Origin of the sequence: Paracoccus cavernae (assembly GCF_042430175.1) — a bacterium.
GTDB classification, from domain to species: domain Bacteria; phylum Pseudomonadota; class Alphaproteobacteria; order Rhodobacterales; family Rhodobacteraceae; genus Paracoccus; species Paracoccus cavernae.
The window spans coordinates 98,581-117,260 of sequence record NZ_JBHMDZ010000013.1 but is presented as its reverse complement, the minus strand read 5'-3'; the positions used below and the strand labels follow the sequence as shown (position 1 = coordinate 117,260).

At 64.7% G+C, this 18,680-nt stretch carries 19 protein-coding genes; 10 read left to right on the top strand and 9 right to left on the bottom strand.

Annotation, left to right across the window (positions count from 1 at the left end):
• Positions 1–39 precede the first annotated feature (39 nt).
• Positions 40–717 carry a GntR family transcriptional regulator gene (locus ACFFUC_RS10330; RefSeq protein ID WP_377685967.1) on the top strand — a complete coding sequence of 226 codons (678 nt, stop codon included), beginning with the start codon at positions 40–42 and terminating at the stop codon, positions 715–717.
• 111 nt (positions 718–828) lie between these two features.
• Here the strand turns inward: ACFFUC_RS10330 and guaA are convergent, their stop codons facing one another.
• Together guaA and ACFFUC_RS10320 are read right to left on the bottom strand one after the other, a co-directional pair.
• Positions 829–2,388, bottom strand: coding sequence for a glutamine-hydrolyzing GMP synthase (guaA, locus tag ACFFUC_RS10325; RefSeq protein WP_377685965.1), 1,560 nt, complete (start codon positions 2,386–2,388; stop codon positions 829–831).
• A 179-nt stretch (positions 2,389–2,567) separates the two neighbouring features.
• Positions 2,568–3,179, bottom strand: coding sequence for a thiamine phosphate synthase (locus ACFFUC_RS10320; protein ID WP_377685963.1), 612 nt, complete (start codon positions 3,177–3,179; stop codon positions 2,568–2,570).
• A 79-nt stretch (positions 3,180–3,258) separates the two neighbouring features.
• On the opposite strand from ACFFUC_RS10320, the gene ACFFUC_RS10315 reads away from it, so the two are divergent.
• Genes ACFFUC_RS10315 through ACFFUC_RS10305 form a run of 3 tightly spaced genes read left to right on the top strand, consistent with a single transcriptional unit; the run spans position 3,259 to position 6,673 of the window.
• A complete protein-coding gene (locus tag ACFFUC_RS10315; RefSeq protein ID WP_377685961.1) occupies positions 3,259–3,999 on the top strand; it encodes an RNA methyltransferase in 741 nt (246 codons plus the stop codon).
• Between the two features lie 53 nt (positions 4,000–4,052).
• Entirely contained in the window at positions 4,053–5,204 is a 1,152-nt protein-coding gene (ctaA, locus tag ACFFUC_RS10310; protein ID WP_377685959.1) for a heme A synthase, read from the top strand.
• A complete protein-coding gene (locus ACFFUC_RS10305) occupies positions 5,201–6,673 on the top strand; it encodes a carboxypeptidase M32 (RefSeq protein ID WP_377685957.1) in 1,473 nt (490 codons plus the stop codon). Before ctaA ends, ACFFUC_RS10305 begins: the two co-directional genes overlap by 4 nt.
• Positions 6,674–6,686: 13 nt before the next feature.
• Here the strand turns inward: ACFFUC_RS10305 and ACFFUC_RS10300 are convergent, their stop codons facing one another.
• The 5 genes from ACFFUC_RS10300 to ACFFUC_RS10280 all read right to left on the bottom strand — a co-directional run bounded on the left by ACFFUC_RS10300 (position 6,687) and on the right by ACFFUC_RS10280 (position 11,397).
• Positions 6,687–8,033 carry a cytochrome P450 gene (locus ACFFUC_RS10300; protein WP_377685955.1) on the bottom strand — a complete coding sequence of 449 codons (1,347 nt, stop codon included), beginning with the start codon at positions 8,031–8,033 and terminating at the stop codon, positions 6,687–6,689.
• Positions 8,030–9,250: a hypothetical protein gene (locus tag ACFFUC_RS10295; protein ID WP_377685954.1), complete on the bottom strand. Its 1,221-nt coding sequence runs from the start codon at positions 9,248–9,250 to the stop codon at positions 8,030–8,032. The genes ACFFUC_RS10300 and ACFFUC_RS10295 overlap by 4 nt, the downstream gene beginning before the upstream one ends.
• Positions 9,251–9,330: 80 nt before the next feature.
• Positions 9,331–10,014, bottom strand: a complete 684-nt coding sequence (locus tag ACFFUC_RS10290; protein WP_377685952.1) for a M48 family metallopeptidase — start codon at positions 10,012–10,014, stop codon at positions 9,331–9,333.
• Positions 10,015–10,057: 43 nt separating this feature from the next.
• Positions 10,058–11,239: a vWA domain-containing protein gene (locus ACFFUC_RS10285; RefSeq protein ID WP_377685951.1), complete on the bottom strand. Its 1,182-nt coding sequence runs from the start codon at positions 11,237–11,239 to the stop codon at positions 10,058–10,060.
• Entirely contained in the window at positions 11,239–11,397 is a 159-nt protein-coding gene (locus ACFFUC_RS10280; protein WP_377686166.1) for a hypothetical protein, read from the bottom strand. The genes ACFFUC_RS10285 and ACFFUC_RS10280 overlap by 1 nt, the downstream gene beginning before the upstream one ends.
• Positions 11,398–11,566: 169 nt before the next feature.
• On the opposite strand from ACFFUC_RS10280, the gene ACFFUC_RS10275 reads away from it, so the two are divergent.
• The gene (locus tag ACFFUC_RS10275) at positions 11,567–12,691 is read left to right on the top strand and encodes a Ppx/GppA phosphatase family protein (RefSeq protein ID WP_377685950.1); all 1,125 of its coding nucleotides are present in this window, start codon (positions 11,567–11,569) and stop codon (positions 12,689–12,691) included.
• Positions 12,691–13,467 (top strand): RlmE family RNA methyltransferase, encoded by a 777-nt coding sequence (locus ACFFUC_RS10270; protein ID WP_377685948.1) that lies wholly within the window; start codon positions 12,691–12,693, stop codon positions 13,465–13,467. Before ACFFUC_RS10275 ends, ACFFUC_RS10270 begins: the two co-directional genes overlap by 1 nt.
• 102 nt (positions 13,468–13,569) lie before the next feature.
• Here ACFFUC_RS10270 and ACFFUC_RS10265 read toward each other — a convergent pair whose 3' ends face one another.
• A complete protein-coding gene (locus ACFFUC_RS10265) occupies positions 13,570–14,628 on the bottom strand; it encodes a helix-turn-helix transcriptional regulator (RefSeq protein ID WP_377685947.1) in 1,059 nt (352 codons plus the stop codon).
• A gap of 93 nt (positions 14,629–14,721) precedes the next feature.
• The gene (gene miaA, locus ACFFUC_RS10260; protein ID WP_377685945.1) at positions 14,722–15,609 is read right to left on the bottom strand and encodes a tRNA (adenosine(37)-N6)-dimethylallyltransferase MiaA; all 888 of its coding nucleotides are present in this window, start codon (positions 15,607–15,609) and stop codon (positions 14,722–14,724) included.
• An 88-nt stretch (positions 15,610–15,697) separates the two neighbouring features.
• On the opposite strand from miaA, the gene pyrH reads away from it, so the two are divergent.
• The 4 genes from pyrH (at position 15,698) to ACFFUC_RS10240 (ending at position 18,680) form a co-directional block, all read left to right on the top strand.
• Positions 15,698–16,432 (top strand): UMP kinase, encoded by a 735-nt coding sequence (gene pyrH / locus ACFFUC_RS10255; protein WP_377685943.1) that lies wholly within the window; start codon positions 15,698–15,700, stop codon positions 16,430–16,432.
• Positions 16,433–16,511: 79 nt separating this feature from the next.
• Entirely contained in the window at positions 16,512–17,075 is a 564-nt protein-coding gene (gene frr / locus ACFFUC_RS10250; protein ID WP_377685941.1) for a ribosome recycling factor, read from the top strand.
• Positions 17,076–17,103: 28 nt separating this feature from the next.
• On the top strand, positions 17,104–17,814 hold the full coding sequence (gene uppS / locus ACFFUC_RS10245) for a polyprenyl diphosphate synthase (protein WP_377685940.1): 711 nt from the start codon (positions 17,104–17,106) through the stop codon (positions 17,812–17,814).
• Positions 17,811–18,680 carry a phosphatidate cytidylyltransferase gene (locus tag ACFFUC_RS10240; protein WP_377685937.1) on the top strand — a complete coding sequence of 290 codons (870 nt, stop codon included), beginning with the start codon at positions 17,811–17,813 and terminating at the stop codon, positions 18,678–18,680. The genes uppS and ACFFUC_RS10240 overlap by 4 nt, the downstream gene beginning before the upstream one ends.

Here is an 18,680-nt window from a genome sequence, read left to right as displayed (position 1 = left end):
GGGATTGACGGCGCTTGCGGGTTGTGATCACAAACCAACATGGCCAGTACCACGCTCTCCGAACCTCATGCGCATGAAAAGCTTTACCGCAGCCTGCGCGCCCAGATCATGATCGGTCAGTTGCCGCCCGGGCAGCCGCTGACCCTGCGCGGCATTGCCGCGCAATACCGTGTGTCGATGACCCCCGCGCGAGAGGCGGTGCGGCGGTTGGTTGCCGAAGGGGCGTTGACGCTCTCGGCCTCGGGGCGGATGACGACGCCCGCTCTTTCGGTCGAGCGGATCGAGGAGCTCGCGGCCTTGCGTGCCCTGATCGAACCTGAGCTGGCCTCGCGCGCCTTGCCTCGGGCGCATTTCGCGCTGATCGAGCGGATGGCCGCAATCAATACCGCGATCGGCGAGGCGGCCGAGCGCCATGATGCCGTGGGCTATATCCGCAGCAATCTCGAATTCCACCGTATGCTTTATCTGCGGGCGCAGGCGCCGGCGATGCTGGCTATCCTCGAGACGATCTGGCTTCAGCTCGGTCCGACGATGCGGGCGGTTTACGGCCGCGTGCGCCGCAACGAGCCGCCGCGCCACCACCGCATGATTCTCGCGTCCTTGCGCGCGGGCGACGAGCCCGGCCTGCGGCTGGCGGTGCGCACCGATGTGACCCACGGGCTGCGGCATTTGACGGTCAGCGACGACAGCGACCAGGCCGCGCGCAGCAAGCGCTAGCCTGCGTTTCGCCCTTGGCCCGACAAGGGTATTTCCATGATGAAGAAAGGCCGCCGCGACCCGAAGGTTGCGGCGGCCTTTTTTAATGGAGATCGGCTGCTTTCGCGGCGCTTATTCCCACTCGATCGTGCCCGGGGGCTTCGAGGTGATGTCGTAGGTGCAGCGGTTGATGCCCTTGACCTCGTTGATGATCCGCGTCGCGGTCTCGCCGAGGAATTCGTGGGTGAAGGGGTAATAATCCGCCGTCATGCCGTCGACCGAAGTCACCGCACGCAGGGCGCAGGCGAAATCATAGGTGCGACCGTCACCCATCACGCCCACGGTGCGGACCGGAAGGATGGCGACAAAGGCTTGCCAGATATCGTCGTAAAGCCCGTGTTTGCGGATCTGGTCGATGAAGACCGCATCGGCTTGGCGCAGGATGTCGAGCTTTTCGCGGGTCACTTCGCCCGGGCAACGGATCGCGAGACCCGGGCCGGGGAAGGGGTGGCGGCCGATGAATTTGGCGGGAAGGCCAAGCTCGCGGCCCAAGGCGCGGACCTCGTCCTTGAAGAGCTCGCGCAGCGGCTCGACCAGTTTGAGGCCCATCTTCTCGGGCAGTCCGCCGACGTTATGGTGCGATTTGATCGTGACCGAAGGGCCGCCCGCGAAGCTGACGCTTTCGATGACATCGGGGTAAAGCGTGCCTTGGGCGAGGAAATCCGCGCCGTCGATCTCATTGGCGTATTTCTGGAACACGTCGATGAAGAGCTTGCCGATCGTCTTGCGCTTGACCTCGGGGTCGGTGACGCCTTCGAGCGCGCCAAGGAACAGCTCGGATTCGTCGGCATGGATCAGCGGGATATTGTAGTTGTCGCGGAACATCGTCACGACCTCTTCCGCCTCGTTGAGACGCAGAAGGCCGTGGTCGACGAAAACGCAGGTGAGCTGGTCGCCGATCGCTTCATGGATCAGCACGGCCGCGACCGAGCTGTCGACGCCGCCCGACAGGCCGCAGATGACGCGTTTGTCGCCGACCTGCTCGCGGATCTTGCGGATCGCCTCGCCGCGGTAGCTGGCCATGGTCCAGTCGCCGGTGAAGCCTGCAAGTTTGGTGAAGTTTTCCAGAAGACGCTTGCCGTTCGGGGTGTGGTGCACCTCGGGGTGGAACTGGACGCCGAAGAAGTTGCGCGCCTTGTCGGCCACGATGGCATAGGGCGCGTTGGGCGAGGTGCCGATGACTTCGAAGCCTTCGGCGATCTGCGTCACGCGGTCGCCGTGGCTCATCCAGACTTCTTCTTTGCCGCCGTCGAAAAGGCCCGCGAAGATCGTGTCGTCGCTATGGCTGGCTTCGGGCGAGACAAAGGCGCGGCCGTATTCGGCATGAAGGCCGCTTTCGACCTTGCCGCCGAGCGCGTCCATCATCAACTGCTGGCCGTAGCAGATCCCGAGCAGCGGGACCCCCATTTGCCAGACATGGGCGGGTGCGCGCGGGCTGCCCTCGGCGGGAACCGAGCCGGGTCCGCCGGACAAGATCACGGCCTGCGGGGCGAAGTCCCGCAGGAAGGCGTCATCGACCGTATTGAACGGGTGGATTTCGCAGTAAATGTTGAGCTCGCGCAGGCGGCGCGCGATAAGCTGCGTCACCTGGGAGCCGAAATCGATGATGAGAAGGCGCTGATGCTGGGTCATGGTTTGGCTTTAGGGCGGGTTTCGGTCAAGAGCAAGAGACAACCCCGAAGGGGCGGAAAGCAAAAGCGGCCCGCCTTTGCTGGGCGGGGCCGCTGGAGCGGTGTTTTGGCGGCAGGGCGACAGGCAAGGCGGGCAGGCAGGGCGCATCCGCAGGGGACGGCTCTGCCCGCATCACCGGCTTAGCCCCAAAGCTCGGTCAGGGCCTTGACCGGATCCTCGGCGGACCAGATCTCGGGGCCGATCGAGATGAAATCGGCGACGGGGAAGAGCGCTTGGACCAAGGCGGGCGTCAGCGCGCCCTCGGCGACGACCGGTACTTCGATCATCTCGGACCACCAGCCGAAGAGGTCGAGCTCCGCCAGCTCGCCCTGGCCGAGGGCCGATTGACCGACGGGGCCGAAGCTGACGTAATCGGCTCCGCCTTCGCCCGCGCTGATGCCCTCGTGGCGCGAATTGCCGCAGAAGACGCCGATGATCGCATCCGCGCCCAGCTCGCCGCGGACATAGCGCAGGTTGCGCGGGCCCTTGGTCAGATGGACGCCATCGAGGCCGTGGCGCACCGCCAGCTCGACGTGATCGTCGATCACCACCGCCACGTCGCGGGCATGGGCGATTTCTCGGGCCAGATCGGCGATGCGGCCCAGTTCCTCCTCGCTGCCCGCACCGGGAATGCGCAGGCAGGCGACGGGAAAGCGGTCCATCACCTCGGCCAGAACCGGTCCGAGCGTCTCGGGCGCGGCACCCACCGGGGTGATCAGGTAAAGCTGCGGTGCAATGGTTTCTTCAGTCATGGCTTTCACCCCGGTCGTAAACTCGTCACAAGCAGATAGCGCAGGCTTGCCGCGCTTGCCAGTGCTGCTGTTGAGGCGTATGGCGCGGCATATGGAACCAGTCATCATCCTTGTGCGCCCGCAGATGGGCGAAAATATCGGTGCGGCCGCCCGCGCCATGTTGAACTTCGGCCTGACCGAGCTGCGCCTGGTCGAGCCGCGCGACGGTTGGCCCAATCCGCGGGCGGTCGCAATGGCCTCGGGGGCGGCGGGGCAGGTGCTTGATCGAGCTCGCGTCTTTCCGACGCTGGCGGAGGCGATGTTCGACATCGATTACGCCTATGCCACCACCGCGCGCGGTCGCGAGATGACCAAGCCGGTGCTCACCCCCGCAACCGCCATGGCCGACGCCCATGAGCGCGACGCGCGTGGCGAGCGGGTCGCGCTGATCTATGGCCCCGAACGCGCCGGCCTTGAAAACGACGATGTCGCCCGCGCCAATGCGATCATCACCGTTCCGGTCAACCCGGATTTTCCCTCGCTCAATCTGGCGCAGGCGGTGCTGTTGACCGGCTACGAATGGAGCCGCGACCGTCTGCCCAACCAGCCCGCACCCCACGGCCGGCGCCCCGATGCCGAAGTGCCCGCCACCCGGATCGAGATCGAGAAACTCGCCGATCACTGGGAAAACCGCCTCGACGAGGCCGGCTTCTTCTTTCCGGCCGAGAAAGCGCCGGGGATGAAGCTGACCCTGCGCAACCTCTGGGCGCGCATGCCGCTGACCCGTGCCGATGCGCAGATCTTCCACGGCATGTTGCGCCAGCTCATCCGCCGCAATTGACCTTTTGCGCCGCAAGCCCCAGGCTCCGGCGCGATCTTTGAGAGAGACCCCCAATGGCAAAGCGACCCGTCTTTCAGGACGTTTCCGACCAGACCCCGAATGTAAGCCAGCCGCCGGTCGGCGGCATGATCGACACCGCCCCCAAAGGGGCCCGCAAGGCGATCCGCGCCTGGCTGATCGTGCTTTTCGTGCTGGTCGCCGCAATGATCGCGCTTGGCGGCGCGACGCGCCTGACGGGCTCGGGCCTTTCGATCACCGAGTGGAAACCCGTGACCGGAGCGGTCCCGCCGATGGATCCCGCCGCCTGGCAGGAGGAATTCCAGAAATATCAGGAAATCCCGCAGTTCCAGCAGGTCAATGCGGAGATGACCATCTCGGAGTTCAAGCAGATCTATTATTGGGAATGGTCGCACCGCCTGCTGGGCCGCCTGATCGGTCTGGTCTGGGCCGTGGGCTTTTTCGGCTTTTTGGTCACGCGCCGCATTCCGGCAGGCTGGACCGGCAAGCTGCTGGGACTTGGTGCGCTTGGCGGCGCGCAGGGCGCGATCGGCTGGTGGATGGTATCCTCGGGGTTGGCGGGTTCCGAGCTGGTGCGCGTCGCCTCCTACCGGCTGGCGACCCATCTGGGCATCGCCTTCGTCATTCTTGGCCTGATCGTCTGGTACGGGCTTTTGCTGTCGCGCCCCGAGGCGCAGCTGATCCGCGCCCGCCGCGCGCGCGAGGACAAGCTGTTCCGCATGTCGACGGGTCTGATGCATCTGACCTTCCTCCAGATCCTTTACGGCGCTCTGGTCGCGGGGATCGACGCGGGCCGCCAGTTCACCGGCTGGCCCACCATGGGCGGCGAATGGTTTCCGGCCTCGGCCTTTGACCTGAGCCCGCTCTGGCACAACTTCTTCGAGAACCCCGGCCTCGTGCAGTTCATCCACCGCATGCTGGGCTATCTGGTCTTCGTCTTCGCGCTGGTCGTCTTCATGCGCTCGCGCAAGTCGCCCCATCCGGTGACGCGCAACGCCTATGCGCTGATGATGGCGATGGTGCTGCTGCAGGTCGCTCTGGGGATCATGAACGTCGTCCATGCCTCGCCGCTGCATCTGGCGCTGACCCATCAGGTGGGCGCGGTCGCGCTCTTCTCGCTGATCATTCGCGCGCGCTTCAATGCGTGCTATCCTTACGAAACTTCGGTCAGGGGGAATATTCGATGAGCGCTTTCAACCATCTGCTGGCCTTTCAGCGCCAGACCGAGGCCCTTTCGGCAATTGCCGAGCGTCTCGGCTGGGATCAGGAGACGGTCATGCCCCGCGGCGCGACCGAGCAAAGGGCCGAGGAGATGGCCGCGATCGAGGCTGTGCTGCACGAGCGCCGCACAGATCCGCGATTGGGGGAATGGATTGATGCCGCCGATCCGCAAAATGCGGTCGAAGAGCGGATTGTCCATCTGATCGACCGCGAATACCAGCGCGCGACCAAAATACCCGCGCGTCTGGCGACCGAGCTCGCCCGCGTCACCTCGCTGTCGCAGGGCGTCTGGGCCGATGCCCGCGCCAATGATGCGCCCGACGATTTCCTGCCGACGCTGCATGACGTCCTTAGCCTCAAGCGTGAAGAGGCTGCCGCTCTGGCCGATGGCGGCGATCTATACGACGCGCTGCTCGACGATTACGAGCCGGGCGCGACACAGGCCCAGATCGCCGCGCTTTTCGACGCGATGCGTCCGCGCCTCGTCGCTTTGCGCGACGATGTTCTGGGTGCGGATTTCCAGCCCAAGACCCTCGGCGGGGATTTCCCGCAGGAGACCCAGCTGCGGATCGCGCGCCAATGCGCCACCGCTTTCGGCTATGACTGGAGCCGCGGGCGCATGGATCTCGCGGTCCATCCCTTCAGTTCGGGGCGCTGGCAGGACAGCCGCATCACGACCCGCGTGGTCGAAACCGATCCGTTCAACTGCCTCTATTCGGCGATCCACGAGACCGGCCATTCGAGCTACGAGCTGGGCATCGACGAGGATTACTCCTTCACGCCGCTTGGCCGCGGGGTCTCGATGGGCGTGCACGAAAGCCAAAGCCGGATCTACGAGAACCAGATGGGGCGCGGCCGCGCCTTTACCGGCTGGCTGCATCAGCGCATGTCCGATGCTTTCGATGATCTCTCGATCACCAATGCCGACGACTTCTATGCGACGGTGAACCGTGTCACGCCGGGCTATATCCGCACCGAGGCCGACGAGATCCAGTACAACCTCCACATCATGCTGCGCTTCGATCTGGAGCGCGATCTGGTCTCGGGCCGTTTGGGCGTCGAGGATCTGACCGAGGCGTGGAACACCCGATTCCTCAAGGATTTCGGGGTTGCTGTCGACCGTCCCGCCAATGGCGTCTTGCAGGATGTCCATTGGGCGGTGGGGCTTTTCGGCTATTTCCCGACCTATGCTTTGGGCAATGTCTATGCGGGCTGCCTCAATGCGGCGATGCGCGAAGCGGTTCCCGAGCTGGACGCCTCGCTCGCGCGTGGGGATGCCGCACCGGGCGTCGAATGGCTTCGCGAGAACGTCCAGCGTCACGGCGGGCTGTACGAGCCGCGCGATCTGGTCGAACGCGCCATCGGCACGACGATCACCGAATTGTCGCTGCTCGATTACCTCGAGACGAAATTCTCGGAAATCTACCGGCTTTAAGACAAAGCCGGCTTCAGGCGCGAATGCGCGGGGTCAGCCTCAGGCTGATCCCGTCCTTGCCGCGCAGCGTCAGACGCATAACCGGCACGGGCTCTGCCGTGCCCTGCTCGATCCGGTAGGCGCGCACGAGCGCAGACAGGATCAACGGCCCCTCGATCATCGCAAATCCCGCCCCCGGACAGGCGCGCGGTCCCGCCGAAAACGGGGTGAAGGCCTCGCGCTGGCATGTCTTGCCGTTCTCGGTTTCCCAGCGGGCGGGATCGAAGGCGTCGGGTTGTTCCCACAGACGTTCATGGCGGTGCAGATGCCACGGCGAGAGCACGAGCTGCGCGCCTTTGGGGGCCTTGCGGTCACGCAGGGTCTCTGGGCGGGTGGTGGTGCGCACCGTCATGGCGACCGGCGGATAGAGGCGCAATGTCTCGCGGAAGACCGCGCGGGCGGCGGGAATGTCGCGCAATCGCGAAAAATCGCGCACCTCGGGCTCTGCCGCAAGCCGGTCCTGCCATTCGGGGCTGCGCGCCAGCAGATAAAGTGCCCAAGCCAAGGCCGAGGCGCTGGTTTCGTGCCCTGCGAGAAAGAAGGTCGCGACCTCGTCCACCATTTCCGTCGGGGTGAAAAGCGCGCCGGTTTCGGGATCGGGCGTCGTCATGATCTTGGTCGCCAGATCGTCGGGCGCATCGCCTGCCGCAATCCGCTCCGCCCGCTGTTCGACAAGCCCCGCGATCAGGCCGCGGATGCGCTCGGCGCTTGCCTTGGTGCGGCGCGAATGGAAATGCAGCCAGCGCGGCAGCGCCAGAAGCCCGCCCGCATTGACCATCGGCTGGGCATCCTGATGGGTGCGGAAGGCCGAGAAGACGGCATTGGCGGTCTCGTCCTCGATCGGCAGGGTAAAGAGCGTGCGGAAAATCACATCGGCCGCGACATGGGCGGTCTCGGGCTCGATGTCGAAGGGGGTTCCGTCGGCCGCAGGCCCGAGCCGCGCCACGGCCGCATCCGAGGCGGCGAGGATCTGCGGAAAGGCCTGACGCAGCCTGCCACCCTCGAAAGCGGGGTCGATGATGCGGCGCTGGTGGCGCCAGATCGCGCCGTTCGAGATGAAGCTCGAATTGCCCAGAAGCGGCGCGAGCCCCGCGGCCATCCGGCCCGATTTCGGGAAATCCTCGGGCCGCTCTTTGAGGATGAGCGCGATCAGCTTGGGATCATTGCAGGTGAAACTATGGATGAAAGGGCTGCGGAATTCGGCCATCCATGCGCGGTAGAGCTTGCCCGATTGCGCGGAGAGGATGTCTTTGCGGAAATCCCTCAGGAAGCGCCATACCGATGGTTTTCCTTTTCGTGACGGTGGCTTGGGGGGAATCATTCAACCACTTTCGATCTGTAGCGGTTGACGGGTTTGGCGATCCGCCCCGGTGAATGGTGGCGATTGGCGAAGCGCTCGGCCAGCGTCAGCGGGCCTGCGGTGATCGCGAAGTAATCGTAATCTTTCGGCCGGTCGAAGGCGCAGAGATATTGGAAATGCAGCCGGAACCAATGACCGCGCAAGGCGCGCTGTTTCTCGGGAGAAAGCGTCTGGCGGAAGGCGGCAGAGAGGACCAGCGGCCCGTGACGCGTGTCGGGCTCGACGCCCGAGACCGCGACCGGATCGCAAAGCCCGAAGGAGCAGGCGTCGCCGGGCGCCGTGACATCGACCCAGCTTACCGCCGCGCTGGCCGAGAGGTCGTGCAGATCGCGCCGCAGCCGTGCCGCATCGGGCAGAAAAGCGGCCATCGGCACGACATGGCCAAGCGTGAGCAGCGAGAGCTTCGGCCCGTTCTCGGGCAGCGGGCCCTTGCGGAGGAGATCGGCCAGTACCGAAACGGCCAGATAGGCTCCCGAGGAATGGCCCACCAACAACACCTCGTCCCAGTCATCGCGCAGGATGCGCGCCAGCCGGTTCGCAAACCAGTCGATGCGGGCGTCGAGCGCGGCGGGATAGGCGCCGTTCAGATGGGCGGTAAAGGCGTAGTCATGCATCAGGTAATAAGCGAAAAGCTTGCCGTCGATGCGGCGGAAAAACGCGAGCACCGCCCAGATCACGCCTAGCGCGACCGGCAAGCCGAGCCAGCCGCCATAGGGCAGCAACCGCGCCGCCCCCCAGCCGGTCAAACCGCCCAGAACCGCGCCCAAGGTCAGCGCCGCCAGCAGCTGCAGGATCAGCACGACAACCGGATAAAGCGCCGCCAGAACCGGCCCGCGCCTGAGCTGCATCAGCCGGAAGAGCGCACCCGAGCCGATATAGATCCATGCCGTACGCAAGAGCTGGCCATAGGTCGCGGCGATCGATTGCCCCATCGAGCCCTGCACCAGATCGGCCCAAAGAAGGACCTCGACCTCGACTTCGGTTTTCCCGCCGTCGAAATCGCCGCCGATGCCCCAGCCGAAACCGGTGCGGTCCTGTCTGGGGCCGAAGGTCAGTCCGTAGCCCGAGATCGCCGCCTGTTCGAGACCCTCGCGGCGATAGAGCTCGCGGTAGCGGCGTGGCGGGATCGGATCATAGCCGGGAAGGTAGAGGACCCTGCGGCGGAAAGGACGGGTCATCGGCGGGGCATCCAGAGGAAAAACTTTGCGAGGCCAAAAGGATCTGGGAGGATATTAAACGCCTGCGCGGCTTGGGCAAGTCACGAGCCTTGCCATTTTTCTTCGAGTTTCTCGATTGCGGCGATGCGTTTGGCGGTCTGGGGATGGGACAAAAGCCAGGCGGGCGTGGTCGAGCGGCTGCCGGTCAGGGCCTCCAGCTTGCGAAACAGGCTTTTTTGCGGACCGGTGCCGAGGCCCGCCTTGATCATCAGGGCGCTGGCGAAGGCGTCGGCCTCGTATTCGTTGTCGCGCGACAGGCGCGAGACGATCGCGATGGTTGCAAGATCGGCGAGCCAGCGGCCGATGAAGGGCACGAAGCGGCCGAGCAGCGTGCCGAGGGCGATCCGGACGGCATTCTGTCCCGCGAAATCGACCAGCCTCCGCTTGCCGTGACCATGGGCGACATGACCGAGCTCGTGGGCGATGACCGAGGCGAGTTCGGCTTCGGTGACCTGACCCGCGTCGAGCTTGTCGAGAAAGCCGCGCGTGAGGAAAATCCGCCCGTCCGGCGCGGCCAGGCCGTTGACCTGGGCGATCTCGTAGACATGGGCGCGGATCGGCGGCAGCTCCATCGCGCGGCCCAGCCGTTCGAGCATCGGCGTCAGGCGCGGATGGGTAAGGGGCGTCGAATTGCTGCTCAGCTCCTGCCGCAGCCGCCAGCTGGAGAAGAAATACATCGCCCCGAGATAGAGCGCGATCAGGATGAAGGGCAAATAGCGAAGCATGGATCATTATCCGCGCAGCTTGCGGGGGCGTCAATGCGGCGGCTTAGCCCAGAATGCGCATCGCCTGCGACAGGCCCTGAAGCGTGAGGGGTGCCATGCGGCCCTCGAAAATCTCCTGGATCATGCGGGTCGATTGGGTGTGATGCCAATGCTCGGCGGGAACAGGATTGAGCCAGACATGATCGGGCCATGCCTCGCGGGCGCGCCTGAGCCATGTCTCGCCGGATTCGGGGTTCCAATGCTCGTTGGCGCCTCCCGGTACCGCGATTTCATAGGGCGACATTGCGGCATCGCCGACGAAAATCGCCTTGTAGTCGCGCCCGAAGCGGTTGAGCACCTCCCAAGTCGGCGTGGTTTCATTCCAGCGGCGGCGGTTGTCCTTCCAGACGGCCTCGTAGAGGCAGTTGTGGAAATAGAAATGCTCGAGATGTTTGAACTCGGCCCGCGCCGCCGAGAAAAGCTCGTCCACCAGCCGCATATGGTCGTCCATCGACCCGCCGACATCGAGAAACAGCAAAACCTTGACGGCATTGCGCCGCTCGGGGCGGGTCTGGACATCGATATAGCCGTGTTCGGCGCTGGCGCGGATCGTGCCGGGCAGGTCCAATTCGTCGGCTGCCCCGTGGCGCGCCCATTGACGCAGGCGTTTCAGCGCGACCTTGATGTTGCGGGTGCCCAGTTCGACCTGATCGTCGAAATCGCGGAATTCGCGCTTGTCCCAGACCTTGGCGGCGCGGCGGTGGCGGCTTTCGTGCTGTCCGATGCGCACGCCCTCGGGGTTGTAGCCGTAAGCGCCGAAGGGCGAGGTTCCGGCCGTGCCGATCCATTTGTTGCCGCCCTGATGACGGCCCTGTTGCTCGGCCAGCCGCTCGCGCAGGCGTTTCATCAGCTCGTCGAAGCTTCCGGGGCCGGAGACGGCGGCGCGCTCTTCGGGGCTCAGAAACTTTTCGGCGAGCTTCTCCAGCCATTCCTTGGGAAGGGCTTGCTCCGAAACCAGAGCCTCGATCGGCAGCTCTTCGAGTCCCGAGAAGCTTTCCGCGAAAGCGCGGTCGAACCGGTCGATATGGGCCTCGTCCTTGACCAGAACGGTGCGGGCGAGGTGATAGAAATTGTCGACCGCCCAATCCGAAAGACCTGCCTGCATCGCGCCAAGCAGATCCAGATATTCCCGCAGGCTGACCGGCACACCATGCCGACGCAGACTGTCGAGAAAGGGGCGGAACATCAGAACGACCGGGTGATCACAAGGGCGAGGATCAGGCCGATCACGGTAAAGGCGAGGCCGAAACCCGCAGCATATTGCACGCGGTCGGCACGGGTGCCGCCGAGCTTGCCGGCACGAAACCAGCCGTAGGCCGCGCCGATGAGAAGAAAAGCTATCACGATCATATCTGCGCCATAGCCTATCGCGGGCAGAGGGGGAAGGGTCGATTGCGCCGCGCGCTGTGACGTGACCTCGCGGGCGCTCGTGTCGAAGCTGCGGGTTGGGACTTGAACGCATCCGGTTGCGTGGCTACTTTTGGGGTAACTTGAAAATCGGAGGGCGTGTGTCATGACGCCCAAGCGTCCCGCGGGTGCGGACGCGTTCCCGAATCTGCCGGTTGAGCCGTCTGCCGCCCGCCCAGCCGAGGAGGGGGAGCTTTATGCTGCCCTCGATCTCGGCACCAACAGTTGCCGGATGCTGATTGCCCGTCCCAAGGGCAATCAGTTTCAGGTCGTCGACAGCTTTTCCAAGCCCGTTCAGCTTGGTCACGGGCTGGAAGCATCAGGAAGGCTGTCGCGTTCGTCGATGGCCCGAACGGTGCATGCTTTGCAGGTCTGCAAGCGCAAGCTGGATCTGCACAATGTCTCGCATATGCGTCTGGTCGCGACCGAGGCGTGCCGGCGCGCGCGCAACAGCCGCGACTTCATGCGGATGATCCGGCGCGAAACCGGCCTGCCGATCGAGGTGATCGGCGCGGAGGAAGAAGCGCAGCTTGCGGTGATTTCCTGCGCGCCTCTGGTCAGCCACCGCACCGAGCAGTTGCTGGTCGTCGATATCGGCGGCGGCTCGACCGAGCTGGTCTGGATCGACCTTGAGGACGTGCCGCTGACCGAGCGTGCGCGGGCGATCATGCGGCTCTCGGACGGGTTCCGCAATTCGGTGCCGGGCGGCGCGCGGGTGGTCGACTGGATTTCGGTCCCGCTCGGCGTGGCGACGCTGCGCGACCAGTTCGAGGATGTCGAGGACGATCAGGGCCGCTTCGCGCTGATGTCGTGGCATTTCGAGGAGAAGCTCACGAGCTTCGCCCCCTATATGAATGCGGGTGCGCCCGAGGACGGCTTCCAGATCATCGGAACCTCGGGCACGGTCACTACGGTTGCGGCGAGCCATCTCGGGTTGCGCCGTTATGACCGCACCAAAGTCGATGGTCTGACCATGACCTCGGCCCAGATCGATCGTGTGATCCGCGACTATTTGATGCTCGGCCCAGAGGGGCGGCGCGCCGATCCACGCATCGGGCGCGAGCGTCATGCGCTGATCATGTCGGGAGCGGCAATCCTGCAGACTCTGATGCGGATCTGGCCGACGACTCGTCTGTCGGTTGCGGATCGCGGTCTGCGCGAAGGTTTGCTATATGCACAGATGGTGCGGGACGGCGTTCTCGCGCCGGAGAGTTTGAACGGAGTGGCCTGATGGCTGAAGGCAAGAAACCGGGCGGCAGCAGCCGTGCGGGCAAGGGAAGTTCGGGACGCGGCCAGCGCGACCTGCGTGTGCGCGTCAAAACCGCCAAGGGGCGGAAGCTGTCGAGTACGCTTTGGCTGGATCGCCAATTGAACGACCCCTATGTCATCCGGGCCAAACGCGAAGGTTTTCGCGGCCGCGCCGCCTACAAGATCCTCGAGCTCGACGACAAGTACAAATTCCTCGTCCCCGGTGCGCGGGTCGTGGATCTGGGTTGTGCGCCGGGCGGCTGGTGTCAGGTCGCGGTCGGTCGCGTCAATTCCTTGGGTGAACGTTCGGGCAAGAAGGTCGGAACGGTTCTCGGGATCGATCTGCAAGAGGTCGATCCGATTGCGGGCGCCGAGATCCACCAGCTCGATTTCCTCTCCGAGGGGGCCGATGATCAGGTCAAGGCCTGGCTGGGCGGGCGCGCCGATGTGGTGATGTCGGATATGGCGGCCTCGGCCTCGGGGCATAAAGGCACCGACCATTTGCGCATCGTCGCGCTGATCGAAGCGGCGGCCCAGCTTGCCTTCGATGTGCTTGAGCCGGGCGGGACCTTCGTCGCCAAAGTGCTGGCAGGCGGGGCCGAGAACGAGATGCAGGCTTTGCTCAAGCGCAACTTCACCAAAGTCGCGAATGTGAAGCCGCCGGCAAGCCGTTCTGATTCCTCGGAAAAATTCGTCGTCGCACAGGGCTTTCGTGGCCGTGCGGCCGATCGGGAAGCCGAAGGCGTCGAGGCCGAATAGGGCGAAACCATCGGGAAAGACAAACGGGGGTATGGTCGTCACAAAGGCGGGCATGCCCTTTTTCTTTGCCCGCCCGCCCGCCCAACGCGCCTGCCTGTGGTATCAGCGCGGCTCGTGGCGGAAATAATCGACGCCGCGACCGGTTCCCGCCATGAAAGCGCGGTTCATGTGCGAGAGACTGACATAGCCGGTCTCGGCCGCGATTTCGACCGGCGAGAGCCGCCCTTCGCGCAAAAGCGCCACCGACCGCTCGAGGCGCAGGTCGTAAAGCAGCTCGAGCGCCGCGCGGCCGCGGCAACATTGGCAGGCGCGGTCCAGTGTCGCCGCCGTCACCCCGAGCGCATGGGCGAAATCCGCAATCGTCAGCCCGCGGCCCATATCGCGGCGCACCAGCGCGATATAGCGGTCGCTGAGCGGTCGCGCGGCGCGCGGGTCGTCCTTGGGATGGACCTTCGGAGCCTCTTCCTCGCGCAGCCGCGACAGCGCGGAGCCGATCACGCTGAGCTGCGCCCCCGCCGCGCGCCGCGAGGCGGCGTCATTGGGCTGGCCGATCAGGGTCAGCTGGGGGATGGCGCGTTGCAGGATTTCGGCATCGGTTTCGACGGGGCGGCCGAGGATCAGCTTTTGCGGCAAAGCCACCCCGAGGCGGCGGGTGAGCGCGGTCGGAAGGTTCACGACATCGCCCTCGGCGCCCGGACCGTGCCACAGCGAAAAAGCCGTTCCGGCGGGCACGAAGGCGAGATATCCCGCGCGCTGCATGCGGTGCTGGCGCGGCAGCTCGATCCTGAGGCTGCCGGTCCCCAGCCAGATCAGCAGATGATCCGCGCAGACCCGTGGCGTGGCCGCACTCCCTAGGCCTTTTGCCGCACCGCCCCAGCTGAAGTCCGAAATCGGCAGGAGCCGCATCCCGCCCCGCGCCGTGGTCGGTCGCGCGCCATAGGGCCGGCTGGCGGCAGGAGACGCGGGAGTATTGGCGGAGAGGGGCGGCGGCTCTGCCTGCAGGTGGTCCAGACGCGGATCGCGGCGCGCCGGAGCCTGAATGCCTTCCGCGACGACCGACGCCTTTTGCAGCCGCGCGACGAGCGGATCATGCGTGCTGGACTGTTGGTCACGGCGTACCCATGCGGGCAACCAATCCATCTGGCGAAGAGGGGTTTTCATCTCGTTCGGAGAGCGGCGAATCTAACTTTTGATAGGATGCTCCGCCTTCCGGACCTTTGGAAGGGTTAATTGGACCTATTGGTGAAATTTCTTTCAACTTCCGATATTTATGTGACGCCAATCCTTCATGCGGCCGCGAAACCAGATCCGTTGGGATTTGGCATATTGGCGGGTCGCGATAATGGCGCGTTCGACCGCCTCGTCGAGCTCCAGCCGGCCCTCGAGGTGGGCAATCAGCTCGGGCGCGCCGATCGCCTTGGCCCATTGGGCGCGCGGGTCCCATTGCGGCAGAATGGCGCGAACCTCGTCGAGTGCGCCCTGCGCCATCATTTGCGCGAAACGGCGCGCGATACGCTCGGCCAGCCAGTCGCGGTCGCTGTTCATCACCAGAAACTGGCCCTGATCCGCGCCGATCAGGGGGGGCGGGGTCTCGGCTTGCCAATCCGCGATGCCGCGGCCGGTCGCGGTCAGGACCTCCCATGCGCGCTGGACGCGGGCGGGGTTTTGCAAGTCGATCCTGTCGCGGCTGGTCGTGTCGAGATCGCCGATCATGCGGGCAAGGCCGCCCGCCGCAAGGATCGCATCGGCTTCGGCGCGGATTTGTGCAGGGACGGGCGGGATCACCGCAAGCCCGCGCGTCAGGGCGCTGAGGTAAAGCCCCGTGCCGCCGGTGATGATCAGCCGGCCGGAAGCGCGCGCCATCAGCCCCGAGACTTCGGCCAGCCAGTCGCCGACGGAATAGGCCTGTCCCGGCGCGACATGGCCGTAAAGCGCATGGGGCGCGCGGGCCTCGTCGCTTGCGGGGGGGCGTGCGGTCAGAATGCGCCAGCACGACCAGATCTGGAGCGCATCGGCATTGACGATCGTGCCGCCCTGCGCCTCGGCAATGGCGAGGGCAAGCGCGGATTTCCCGCTGGCGGTGGGGCCTGCGATGACAATATGGCGGTCAGGGTCGAGACCCGGCGGCAGTGTGGCGCCCATCAGCTATCTTCCGGTTGAACATGGGGCCTCTTTGCGACATTTTATGCGGCAATGAAACAGTCGGTCTAAAACTCGGTGGAAGCGCGCGATGTCAGAACAACAAAACCAAACGAGCAGCAGCTACAACCGTGTGCTCCTGAAAATCTCGGGCGAGGCCCTGATGGGCGATCAGGGCTACGGCCTGCATCCGCCGACCGTGGCTCGGATCGCGCAAGAGGTGAAGTCGGTTCATGATCTCGGCGTCGAGATCTGCATGGTGATCGGTGGCGGCAACATCTTCCGCGGCCTGCAGGGCTCGGCCCAGGGGATGGAGCGCGCGACCGCAGATTACATGGGCATGCTCGCGACCGTGATGAACGCGCTCGGCATGCAGGCGGCGCTCGAAGCGCTCGGCATCCATTGCCGCGTGATCTCGGCCATCCGCATGGACGAGGTCGCCGAGCCCTATATCCGTCGCCGCGCCGTGCGCCACCTCGAAAAGAAACGCGTCATCATCTTCGCGGCAGGGACGGGCAACCCCTATTTCACCACCGATACGGCGGCGACCCTGCGGGCGAATGAAATGAACTGCGAGGCGATCTTCAAAGGCACCAAGGTCGACGGCGTTTACGACAAGGACCCCAAGAAGTTCGCCGATGCCAAGCGTTACGAGAACGTGACCTATGACGAGGTGCTGCAAAAGCATCTGGGCGTCATGGACGCTTCCGCCATCGCGCTTGCCCGCGACAACGATCTGCCGATCATCGTCTTCTCGCTGGACGAGCCCGGCGGCTTCAAGGGGATTTTGGCCGGGCAGGGGACCTATACCCGCGTTCACGGTTAAAATACCGCCATATCCTTTGCTATGCGGGCGTCTCTCGGATAGAAACGCCTGAAACACTTATATGAGGCCCTGACAGCGTATGTCTGACGAAATTCAAATCGACACCGACGATCTCGAACGCCGGATGAAAGGCGCGATGGATTCGCTGAGACAGGAATTCGCCTCGTTGCGGACGGGTCGCGCCTCGGCCTCGATGGTCGAGCCGATCATGGTCGATGCTTACGGTTCGATGACCCCGATCAACCAGATCGGGACCGTCAACGTCCCCGAGCCGCGGATGGTGACGATCAACGTCTGGGACAAGGGCCTCGTTGGCAAAGCCGAAAAAGCGATCCGCGAATCGGGTCTGGGCATTAACCCCCAGCTGAACGGCACGATCATCATGCTGCCGATCCCCGAGCTGAACGAAGAACGTCGCCGCGAGCTGACCAAGGTCGCGGCGCAATATGCCGAAAGCGCCCGCGTCGCGATCCGCAACGTGCGCCGCGACGGCATGGACCAGATCAAGAAGGCCAAAGGCGCCGGCATGTCCGAGGACGACCAGAAGTTCTGGGAAACTGAGGTTCAGGATCTGACCAATAAGAACATCGCCCTGATCGACAAGGCGCTCGAGGGCAAGCAAGCCGAAATCATGCAGGTTTGATCCGGTGGCCGATCCCGCAGCTAGCCTTATGTCGAGCCAATCCGGGCAAGCCCGACCGCGTCACGTTGCCGTCATCATGGACGGCAACGGTCGCTGGGCCAAGAACAAGGGCTGGCCGCGTCTGGTCGGCCACCGTCGTGGCGCCGAACGCGTCAAACAAATCGTACGGGCCTGCCCCGATCTGGGGGTGAACTGGCTCACGGTCTATGCTTTCTCGACCGAGAACTGGAAGCGCTCGACCGAGGAAGTCCTTGGTTTGATGGGTATTTTCGCCCGCTATATCGAGCGCGAGGCCGATTCCATGGCTGCCGAAGGTGTGCGCCTGCGCTTTATCGGCGCGCGCGACCGTCTGACCGGCAAGCTCTCGCAGCTCATGGACGGGATCGAGCGGCGGACTGCGGGCAATACCCGCCTCAATCTGACCGTCGCGATCAATTACGGCGGCCGCGACGAGCTGAACCGCGCCGCCCGCCTGATGGCCGAACGGATCGCCAAAGGCTATCTCGGGCCCGACGCCCAGCTTGATCTGGCGGATTTTCTCGATACGGCCGGTCATCCCGACCCCGATCTGGTGATCCGTACCAGCGGCGAGACGCGGACCTCGAATTTCCTGCCCTATCAGGCGGCCTATGCCGAATACGAGTTCACGCCGACGCTTTGGCCCGATTTCACGCCCGATCATCTCGCCGAGATTCTCGACAAATTCGGAATGCGCGAGCGCAGGTTTGGTGGCGCATGAGCGACGAGCCTCCGAAACGTCATCCGCAGGTCGGCCCCTCGACCGAGGGTGCGCCGCGCGGGATCAGCGGGAATTGGTCCGATCTCGGGACGAGAATCGCCTCGGCGGTGGTTCTGGTTCTTCTGGGTGCGCTGCTGGTCCTTTCTTCGGGGATCTGGCTGGCAATTGGCGTCTCCATTCTTTGCGGCGGCATGATCTGGGAGCTGGCGCGGCTGACCGCCTGGCGCCATGCGGAATTCCATAGCCCGCGCCATCCGGTCCTGATCGGGGTGTTGGGCGGCCTGACGCTGCTGGCGATGCTGATGCTGCCCGGCGATTGGCCGATGCTTCTGGCCGTCGTGCCGGTTCTGGCCGGTTGGGGGGGCACCCATGTGCGCAACCGCTGGCCCTATCTGATTTTCACCTTCGCGATCCTTTTGGCCTGCTATTCGGTGGTGGTCGTGCGAGAGGTCATGGGCCTCGAGACCACGCTCTGGATCGTCGGCACGGTCGTCGCATCGGATGTGCTGGGCTATTTCGTCGGCCGCAAATTGGGCGGCCCGAAATTCTGGCCTGCCGTCAGCCCGAAAAAGACCTGGAGCGGGACCGTCGCGGGCTGGCTCGGTGCGGTTGTGCTGGGGCTCGCGCTGGTCCTGAGCGGGCAGGCGGGCTGGGGTGTCATTATGGTCGCGCCGGTTATCGCGATCTTCGGACAGGCCGGCGATATCGCCGAAAGCTGGCTCAAGCGCCGCGTGGGCGTCAAGGACAGCTCGGATCTCATCCCCGGTCATGGCGGGCTGATGGATCGCTTCGATGCAATGTCGGGGGCCTTCCTTGCCGCGCTTCTGGCGATGATTTTGGGCATTTTGCCGCAAATCGGAGGCTGA